Source organism: Cognatilysobacter lacus, from assembly GCF_008274655.1.
Classification (GTDB): domain Bacteria; phylum Pseudomonadota; class Gammaproteobacteria; order Xanthomonadales; family Xanthomonadaceae; genus Cognatilysobacter; species Cognatilysobacter lacus.
The window spans coordinates 1-9534 of the sequence record NZ_VTRV01000102.1 but is presented as its reverse complement, the minus strand read 5'-3'; the positions used below and the strand labels follow the sequence as shown (position 1 = coordinate 9534).

9 protein-coding genes are annotated in these 9534 nt (G+C 69.4%); all 9 read left to right on the top strand.

Features of this window, described 5'->3' with window-relative positions; translation table 11 throughout:
- Window positions 1–102 precede the first annotated feature (102 nt).
- Complete coding sequence (locus FW784_RS09695) at window positions 103–822, top strand: type IV pilus inner membrane component PilO (RefSeq protein WP_149353146.1); 720 nt, start codon at window positions 103–105, stop codon at window positions 820–822.
- Between the two features lie 13 nt (window positions 823–835).
- Window positions 836–1351: a pilus assembly protein PilP gene (locus FW784_RS09690; protein ID WP_187770760.1), complete on the top strand. Its 516-nt coding sequence runs from the start codon at window positions 836–838 to the stop codon at window positions 1349–1351.
- 19 nt (window positions 1352–1370) lie between these two features.
- Complete coding sequence (locus tag FW784_RS09685; RefSeq protein WP_149353144.1) at window positions 1371–3305, top strand: type IV pilus secretin PilQ; 1935 nt, start codon at window positions 1371–1373, stop codon at window positions 3303–3305.
- A 126-nt stretch (window positions 3306–3431) separates the two neighbouring features.
- Window positions 3432–4454 (top strand): AAA family ATPase, encoded by a 1023-nt coding sequence (locus FW784_RS09680; protein WP_149353143.1) that lies wholly within the window; start codon window positions 3432–3434, stop codon window positions 4452–4454.
- A 12-nt stretch (window positions 4455–4466) separates the two neighbouring features.
- Window positions 4467–5387 carry a DUF58 domain-containing protein gene (locus FW784_RS09675; protein WP_235893640.1) on the top strand — a complete coding sequence of 307 codons (921 nt, stop codon included), beginning with the start codon at window positions 4467–4469 and terminating at the stop codon, window positions 5385–5387.
- Window positions 5384–5836 carry a DUF4381 family protein gene (locus tag FW784_RS09670; protein ID WP_149353147.1) on the top strand — a complete coding sequence of 151 codons (453 nt, stop codon included), beginning with the start codon at window positions 5384–5386 and terminating at the stop codon, window positions 5834–5836. Before FW784_RS09675 ends, FW784_RS09670 begins: the two co-directional genes overlap by 4 nt.
- Entirely contained in the window at window positions 5833–6831 is a 999-nt protein-coding gene (locus FW784_RS09665) for a vWA domain-containing protein (protein WP_149353141.1), read from the top strand. Before FW784_RS09670 ends, FW784_RS09665 begins: the two co-directional genes overlap by 4 nt.
- Window positions 6828–8525 (top strand): tetratricopeptide repeat protein, encoded by a 1698-nt coding sequence (locus FW784_RS09660; RefSeq protein WP_149353140.1) that lies wholly within the window; start codon window positions 6828–6830, stop codon window positions 8523–8525. Before FW784_RS09665 ends, FW784_RS09660 begins: the two co-directional genes overlap by 4 nt.
- A partial coding sequence (locus tag FW784_RS09655; protein ID WP_149353139.1) for a BatD family protein occupies window positions 8522–9534 on the top strand: 1013 nt, incomplete at its 3' end. The genes FW784_RS09660 and FW784_RS09655, both read left to right, overlap by 4 nt.

Below are 9534 nucleotides of genomic sequence, written 5' to 3'. Positions count from 1 at the left end.
CGCCGCTCCGGGCACGACGCCCGCCCCGACCGCTGCGACGCCGGCCACGCCAGCCCAGCAACCGGCCGCTGCGCCCGCGAACACCACGAAGGGAGGCGAGTCGTGAGCCGCAAGTTCGATATCAAGAGCCTCGACTTCAGCAACATCGGGTCGTGGCCACGCGAAGCCAAGGCCGTCTTCTGCGCTGTGATCGGGATCATGATCATCGCCCTGTTCTGGTTCCTTTTCATCGGCGACAAGCGCGACGAGCTCTCGTCGCTGGAGTCGAAGGAGAAGGAGCTGCGCACGACGTTCGAGACCAAGCAGGGCCAGGCCGCGAACCTCGGCGCGCTGAAGCAACAGCTCGTGCAGATGGAGCAGCAGCTGCAACAGATGCTGCGCCAGTTGCCGAGCAAGAACGAAATGCCGGACCTGATCGTCGACATCTCGCAGACCGCGCTTGCCACGGGCATCTCGAACGAACTGTTCCAGCCCGGCGAAGAGCAGCCCAAGGACTTCTACGCCGAGAAGCCGATCGCGTTGCGCATGGTCGGCACGTATCACCAGTTCGGCGCCTTCATGAGCGGCGTCGCTTCGCTGCCACGCGTCGTGATCATGACGATGCACGACATCTCGCTTAAGCCGAAGAATCCGCCAGTGGGTAATGCGGGCGGGGCGAACAACGGGCTGCTCGAGCTGTCGGGAACGGTGAAGACCTACCGCTACCTCGACGAAGACGAGGTAGCGAAGCAGGCCGCACCGCGGCCGAGCGGGCAACCGCCGGCGCCTGGCGCGCCGACGCCTGCTCCGGCCGCGCCCGCGCCCGCGGCAAAGGGAGGCTGACATGCGCACTGCGATGATCCGTGCCTTCGCGCTCGCCGCCGCCCTGACGGGTTGCGCGCGGGGCGTCACGAGCACGCCGGGCGACGCGCCCAATCTGGAAAAGTGGGTCGCCGAGGTGCGCGCGCATCCCGCGCCGCCGCTCGATCCGCTGCCGGTGATGCAGCAGTTCGAGACATTCGAATACGCCGCGCAGGGCCTGCGTGATCCGTTCAGCCGTGCCTTCACCGACGATGGCGGCGGCAACGGCCCGCGTCCGGATTCGGCGCGACGCAAGCAGGCCCTGGAAGCCTTCCCGCTCGACAGCCTCGACATGGTCGGGACGCTTGGCAAGGGAGGCGGACTTACCGCACTGGTGATGGCGCCTGACAAGGTGACGTACCGCGTGCGGCCTGGCGATTACATCGGGCAGTCCGACGGCCGCGTTACCGCGGTCCACGAGGACCGCATCGAGCTGGTGGAACTGGTGCCCGACGGGGCGGGTGGCTGGCTCGAACGGCCGGCCACGCTTGCACTCGACGACAACAAGTGATGCTGAGGGGATGAGGATCATGATTTCTAAGACTGCCCAATCCGAAAGGAAGGCCCGTCCCCAGGTAGGGGCCCGGCTCGCGGGGCTCGCCCTCGGCCTGCTCGCTGCACTCGGGAGCGTCCACGCTGCACCTGCGGGCCCAACGGGTCCGGCGGCGATAGCACCTGCGTCGAGCCTGGACCCGGCCAAGCAATTGCCGGGCGCGGTCAGCGTCGCGGACATCGACTTCAAGCGCAGCGACGACGGCGCCGGTCGCCTGGTCGTGCACTTCAGCGGCGACGGCGCTCAGCCGGACCTGCGCAAGGTCGGCGCCAGCGTGATCGTCGACATCGGCAACGCGCAGCTTCCGGAGAACCTCCGCAAGACGCTCGACGTGAGCGACTTCGCGACGCCGGTAACGCGGGTCGAGCCGCGAATGAACGGCGTCGGCACCCAGCTGGTGCTCGAGACCTCAGGGTCCTTCGACTCCATGGCGTACCAGGCCGGTCGCGACTACATCGTCGAGATCACGCCGAAGTCGGCCACGTCGTCGCGTGCGGTGGGCGGCACTGCAGCCATCAAGTCCGCTGCTGCGCAGATCATTGCAAGCAGCGGCCCTACGCGCTACGCGGGCAAGCCGGTCACGTTCAACTTCCAGGACGTGCCGGTGCGCACCGTCCTGCAGCTGATCGCCGAGGAGTCCGGGCTCAATCTCGTCGCGTCGGACACGGTGCAGGGCAACGTGACCCTGCGCCTCGTCAACGTCCCATGGGACCAGGCGCTCGACATCGTCCTGCAGGCCAAGGGCCTCGACAAGCGGCGTAACGGCAACGTGGTCTGGGTTGCACCGCAGGCAGAGATCGCGAAGTACGAGCAGGACAAGGAAGACGCGCGCATCGCGATCGACCAGCGAACCGATCTCGTTACCGAGTACGTGCAAATCAACTACCACAACGCGGCGGCGATCTATAAGGCGCTGACGGAAGCCAAGGGGATCGGCGGTGGGACTGGCGGCAGCGCGGGCGCGGGCAGTTCGCAGACCGGTGACACGGGCTTCCTGTCGCCGCGCGGACGCCTTGTGGCGGACGAGCGCACCAACACGCTGATGATCAGCGACATCCCCAAGAAAGTCGCAGCGATGAAGGAGCTGATCCGGATCATCGACCGCCCCGTCGATCAGGTGGTGATCGAGGCGCGCGTCGTCGTTGCGACGGATACGTTCTCGCGTGAGTTGGGCGCCAAGTTCGGCATCAGCGGTGCGCAGGGGTCCACGGGCGACCGGAGTTCAGTCGGTTTCGGCGGAAGCGTCGACTCCGCCGCGGCAAACGCCGCCGCACGGCATGCAAACCCGACCGCCTACAACGTGACGCGCTCGCTCATGACCAACCTGCCGGTCTCGTCGCCTGCCGGCGCCGTGGGTCTGTCGATCCTCAATGCCGGGTTCTCGCTTGATGCCGAACTCTCGGCCTTGCAGACGGAAGGCCGCGGTGAGGTGATCTCCAATCCCCGCGTCGTCACCAGCAACCAGCGCGAAGCGGTGATCACCCAGGGCAAGGAGGTGGGTTACGTGACGCTGCAGGCGGCCGCCCCGGGCGCGACTCCGCAGCCCACGGTCGCGTTCAAGGACGTCGTCCTGCAGATGCGCGTCACGCCGACGATCACCAACGACGGTCGGGTATTCCTCAACATGTCCGTCAAGAAGGACGAGGTCGAGGGCTTCATCGACACCGGCATCGGCCAGGTTCCGGAGATCAGCAAGCGCGAGGTCAACACGGCGGTGCTGGTCGAGGACGGCCAGACGGTCGTGATCGGCGGCGTCTACGAGTTCACCGACCGCACCGATGTCACGAAGGTCCCGTTCCTCGCGGACATCCCGTTCCTCGGCAACCTGTTCAAGAAGCATGGTCGTACGAAGGACAAGGCCGAACTGCTGATCTTCGTGACGCCTAAGGTGCTGCACGTCGCGCAGCGCTGATCGCCGCCGCATCGATCGATTCGACGGGGCCCTTCGGGGCCCCGTTTGTTTTCAGCGCGCGATCCCCTCCTCGGGCGTGAAGGGAGCGTCGGAACTTCGGCAGCGCCCGCCGGTCAGAATGCACCGATGAATATGCAGGAACGACCCAGGGAAGCGGCCCCCGATGCCGCCCGAGTGCACCGCCTTTTCGGCGGTCTGCGTGAATCGCTGCAGGCGGAAATCGTCGGCCAATCGACGCTCGTGGAGCGCTTGCTCGTGGCACTGCTGGCGGACGGCCACCTTCTCGTCGAGGGCGCGCCCGGGCTCGCGAAGACCAGCGCGATACGCGCGCTCGCCGCGCGGCTGCATGCCGATTTCGCGCGCGTGCAGTTCACGCCCGACCTGCTTCCCGCCGACCTGACCGGCACCGAGGTCTGGCGACCGCAGGACGGACGCTTCGAATTCCAGGCCGGCCCGATCTTCCACCACCTGCTGCTCGCGGATGAGATCAACCGCGCGCCGGCCAAGGTGCAGTCGGCGCTGCTGGAAGCGATGGGCGAGCGTCAGGTCACCGTGGGCCGCGCGACGTATCCGCTGCCCAGGCTCTTCCTGGTGATGGCGACGCAGAATCCGATCGAACAGGAAGGCACGTTCCCGCTGCCCGAAGCGCAGCTCGACCGCTTCCTGATGCACGTACGCATCGGCTATCCGGACGCGCACGTCGAAGCGGAAATCGTGCGGCTGGCACGCGAGCGCGCGCGTGTCCTGCTCGAGACGGGCTCCGAGCCTGTCTTCGAGGCGATGGAACGTATCTCCATCGAGGATGTGTTCGCGGCGCGCAAGCTGGTTCTGTCGCTGCACATGGCGCCGCAGGTGGAACGCTACCTGGTCGAACTGGTACTCGCCTCGCGCGATGCGCAACGCTACGACGCGGCGCTCGGGCGACGCATCGCCTGGGGCGCCAGTCCGCGTGGCTCGATCGCGCTGGAGCGTTGCGCACGTGCGCATGCCTGGCTGGCCGGACGCGATTACGTGACGCCGGACGACGTGCGCAGCGTCGCGCCGGACGTGCTGCGCCACCGCGTGCTGCCGAGCTTCGAGGCGACCGCGGAAGGCTGGGACGGCGGCAAGCTCGTCACCGAGTTGTTGTCGCGGGTGCCGTTGCCGTAAGGCGCGATGACGATGGGTGGCGAACGAGACAAGGTCGACGCACCCGGCGTGGTGCCGTCGATCGCGGAACTGGTGGCACTGCGCGCCGTCGCAGCCAGCCCTCGCCACCTGCGTCGCGTGCGCAATGCGAATGCCGGGCTCGCGTCGTCGCCGATGCGCGGGCGCGGCATGGAATACGCCGAGTCGCGCGAATACACCGCCGGCGACGACGCGCGGCATATCGACTGGCGCCTCACGGCGCGCACGGGCCGCGCGCACACCAAGGTCTTCCATGCTGAGCGCGAGCGGCTGACGTTGCTCGTGGCCGACACCGCCGCGTCGCTCTATTTCGGTACGCGTGTGCGGTTCAAGTCGGTGCAGGCGGCGCGTGCCGGCGCAGCGATCGCCTGGCATGCGGTAGGCGAGGGCGACCGCGTAGCGGTAATGCGAGGGGTCGCGCGCGAAGCGCCGGTTGCGCCTGCCGGGGGATCGCGCGGCGCGCTGCGCGTGATCAATGCATTGGCGCGCTGGTATGCCGCGACTCCTGCCGACGATGAGGGCCTGGCGTTCGCGCTCGAACGCGCACAGCGGCTCCTGCGACCGGGTGCGCGGCTGGTGCTGCTTGCCGATCCGTCGAGCCTGGAGGCGGTGCCTCTGCATCGCTGGAGTGCGCTCGCGCGGCACCACGATGTCGCCGTGGTGCTGCTGCACGACCCGCTGGAGTCGCAGCCGCCCGCGATGGCCCTTCCGGTCGCGGTCGCGGGCGGCCGCATCGAAGTGGCGCTCGACGACGCGGGCGTGCGCCAGCGATGGCTCGCGCGCTTTGCAGCGCCGTTGAGTCGCGCAACGGACGTGCTGCCCGGTCGCGGCGTTCGCGTGATGGGGCTTTCGACCGCCGATGCCAGCGAAGCCTGCCTGGCGCTGCTGCACCGGCGCGTGGCCGGAGCTGCCTGATGCCCGGCGGCCTCGTCCTGCGTGACGTGCATCGCCCTCCGGCACCCCCGTTCTGGCCGCCGGCGCCTGGCTGGTGGCTGGTCGTAGCCGTGCTCGTCGTTGCGACGGCGATCTTCCTTTTCGTGCGGCGCCGCCGCGCGCGCCGTCGTGCCGCCGCCATCGCCCTGTTCGACGCATCGCTTCGCGCGGCGACGACTCCCACGCAGCAACTCGGTGGCGCGTCCGAGCTGTTGCGCCGCGCCGCGCGCCGCGTCCGCGACGACGCCGACCGTCTCGACGGCGACGCATGGCTGGCATTCCTCGATACGCCACGCACGCCCTTTGTGGACGGCCCTGGCCGCCTGTTGCTCGACGGGCCTTTCCGGCCGTCGATCGATGCAACCGAAGCGGACGATGCCATGCACTTGGCACGCGAGCGCTTCATCGAACTGATGCAGGCGCGCCGATGAGCCTGTCTCCGCGCGACTGGCTCGAGATGCTGCAATGGCCCGCGTGGCTGCTGGCGATTCCATTGCCGTGGCTGCTTCGCGCGCTGCTGCCGCCGCCGATCGTGCAGGGCGCATCCCTGCGTTTGCCGATCGCCGATCGCATCCGCGAACTCGTCGGGCCTCCTTCGCCGGGTATCGCCGGCCGCGGCATCGGCTGGCTGGCGGGTCTCGCGTGGGTTCTGCTGTGCATTGCGGCAGCGCGTCCGCAGGAACTCGGACCGCCGGTGCAGCCGCCGACCAAGGGCCGCGACCTCATGCTCGCGCTCGACCTGTCCGGCAGCATGAACGAGCCCGACATGGAGATCGGCGGCAATGCTGTCGACCGTCTCACCGCAGCGAAGGCCGTGCTTTCGGACTTCATCGATCGACGCGCCGGTGATCGCCTGAGCCTGCTCGTGTTCGGCCGGCAGGCGCACGTGCTCACGCCGTTCACGCTCGATCGCGAAAGCGTGCGCGACCAGCTCGCCGACAGCGTGGTCGGCCTCGCCGGGCAGGAGACCGCCATCGGCGATGCGATCGGTCTGGCGGTGCGTCGCCTGCGTGCGGAGCCGGGCGGCCAGCGCGTGCTCGTGCTGCTCACCGACGGCGTCAATACCGCGGGCCTGCTCGACCCGCGAAGGGCCGCGCGTATCGCCGCCGACGCGGGCGTGCGAATCCACACCGTCGCATTCGGTGGCGACGGTGCCGTGTCGCTGTTCGGCTTCCGCCTACCCACCGGTGGTGACGACGAGATCGATGAAGCCACGCTGCGCGCGATCGCGGGGACCACCGGCGGACGCTTCTTCCGCGCCCGCGACACCGACGAACTTGCCGGCATCTATGCCGAGATCGACCGACTGGAGCCGATCGCCCGCCCGGGGCGCGCGGTGCGTCCGCGCATCGAGCGCTACATGTGGCCACTCGGCGCGGCATTCGCGCTTGCGCTTCTTGCCGCGCTCAAGGGGCGACGCACGTGATCGACGTCGGCCCGCTGCATTTCCTGCGACCCGCATGGCTGCTCGCCCTGCTGGCGCTGCCTGCGCTGGCGTGGTGGCTCCGCCGCCACGCATCCGCGCGCGCCGACTGGCAACGCGCGATTGATCCGCACCTGCTGCCCTATCTGCTCGAGCCCGGCAACGACGCGCGCCGGCGCTGGCTCGCGGTGATCGCGGCGCTCGCGTACACAGTCGCGACGCTCGCGCTCGCAGGGCCTGCATGGCGTCAGGTCGACGAACCGGGCTGGCAGTCGCGCGAGCCACTGGTCGTTGCGGTCGACCTTTCGAGCGCGTCGCTCGCCGCCGACGTGCCTCCGACGCGCGTGGCGCAGTTGCGCGCGCGGCTGTCCAGGCTGTTGCAGGTGCATCGCGACGGGCCGGTCGCGCTGGTCGCGTTCGCCGACGATGCATTCACCGTCGCGCCGCTCACTGACGACGCGGCCAATGTCGCGCTGTTCGTCGACGCGCTGGAGCCGTCGGTGATGCCGGTCGACGGACAGTCGCCCGCGCGTGCGATCGCCTGGTCGCGGCAGCTCATCGACCGCGCCGGTTTCGCGCACGGGCGCATCGTGCTTATCACCGACCACGCGGACAGCGAAGCGCAACGCGCGGCGTCCGAAGCACGCGCGGCGGGCGATGTCGTGTCGGCGATCGGGCTGGGAACGCCCGCAGGCGCGGTGGTGCGCACGCCGGGTGGCGCGACGGTGCACGTGGCGCTCGACGAAGCCTCGCTGCGTGCGCTCGCTCGCGCCGGCGGAGGCGACTATGCGCGGCTGTCGCTCACCGGCGCCGACGATGCCGTGTTCGCCGTCGCGTCAGGACCGGGCAGTACACACGGATTGGGCGGCCGCGCATGGGCCGACGATGGTGTGCGATTGCTGCCGCTGGTGTTGCTGTTGGCCCTGGTGCTGCTCGCACGTCGCCCGCGTATTGCCGCCGCCATGCTGGTGATCGCGCTGGTTCCGCGGCCGTCGTTCGCCTCGGATCTATGGCTGCGCCCGGACCAGCGCGCGCATCGGGCGGTCGAGCGGGGAATCGAGCAGTACCGGCGTGGCAATTTCGCGGCCGCGGCGGATTCGTTCGCCAGGTCGGGCTCTGCCGATGCGCTCTACGATCGCGGCAATGCGCTGGCGAAGGCGGGCAAACTCGAGGATGCCGTGGCGGCCTACGACATGGCGCTCAAGCGCAGCCCCGGCATGGCCGACGCCCTCGCCAATCGAGCTGCCGTGCTCGCTGCACTCAAGCGCCAGCAGAATGACAAGGGCGACAACCAGGGCAACAAGGGCGACCCGTCCAAGGACTCGCAGAAGTCGCGCAACTGCGCGCCGGGCGATGCGAACTGCAAGGGTCGGCAACAGCCGTCCCGGCAGCCCCGCAATGGCAGTGCATCGCAGCCCTCGCAGCGCTCGCAGTCCGCCGCGCCGCCGAAGCCGGGGGACGCCGCCAAGCAGGCGCAGGCCGACGCCGCACAGCGCGAGCGCATGCAACGCGCTGTCAAGCAGGCGCAGGCAAAGCCGGGTGAGCCCGCGTCGCCGAAGCTCACGCCCGAGCAGCGCGAACGCAAGCTATCGGACGACGCGGCGCTGATGCGCGTGCCCGACGAGCCCGGCAACCTGTTGCGCGAGAAATTCCGGTTGGAGCACGAGCGTCGCCAGTCCGGAGGATCGCCGCCATGAAGCGCGTCGCGCGCGTGTTCGTTCTGCTGGTGCTCTGCATTTTCGCCGGCGCCGCGCCCGCGCAGACGCGGGCATGGCTGGACCGCGACCGCATCGCGATGGGCGAAACCACCACGCTCAATATCGAAACCGACGCAAGTGCGGCGCCCGACTACGCGCCGCTGCTTCGCGATTTCGACCTGAGCGGGCAGGCCAGCCAGCAGCAACTCGCATGGACCAATGGCAGCCTGAGCAGCCGAAGCCTGTACGCGGTGGCGCTTCGGCCTCGACGCGACGGGCTTCTGCGCATACCCGCCCTGCGCGTGGGGGGTCGCGTGACCGCACCGCTGACGCTGCTGGTCACCGCCGCGCCCGCCGTCGCCGACAACGGCGGCGGTGACGTCTTCATCCAGAGCGAGGCCGACTCGCAGGACCCGTATGTCCAGCAGTCGGTCGCATGGGTAGTGCGGCTGTATTCCGCGGTGCCGCTCATCGCGGGCCAGCTCGACCAACCGGAGCCCGCGGGCGCCAGTCTCCAGCGCATCGGCGACGACGTGCAGTACCGTCGCATGCTCGGGTCGCGAACGTACATGGTCACCGAGCGTCGCTATCTGCTGATTCCCGAGCGCAGCGGCGAACTCGTGATTCCGCCGGCCAGGTTCGACGGCCGCGGCACGGGCAGCGCGCTCGACCAGTTCTTCGGCAGCGGGCAGACCGAGCTGCACGCAACCGCGCGCCCGCGCGTGCTTACGGTGCGGCCGATTCCCGCGGACGCCCCGCAGCCATGGTTGCCCCTGCGCTCGCTCACGCTGCGCTACGTGACGCTGCCGAAGCGGGCGACCGTCGGCAGCGCGGTCAACGTGGTGGTGGAGCTGGAAGCGGACGGTGCGGCCGCATCGGAGCTGCCGGACCTCCAGGTGCGCGCGACCGATGCGGCGCAGGTGTTCCCCGAGCGCGCGCAGTCCGACGAGTCGATGGTGGACGGGCGCCCGCGCGTGCGGTTGCAGCGACGCTTCGCGATCGTCCCGAC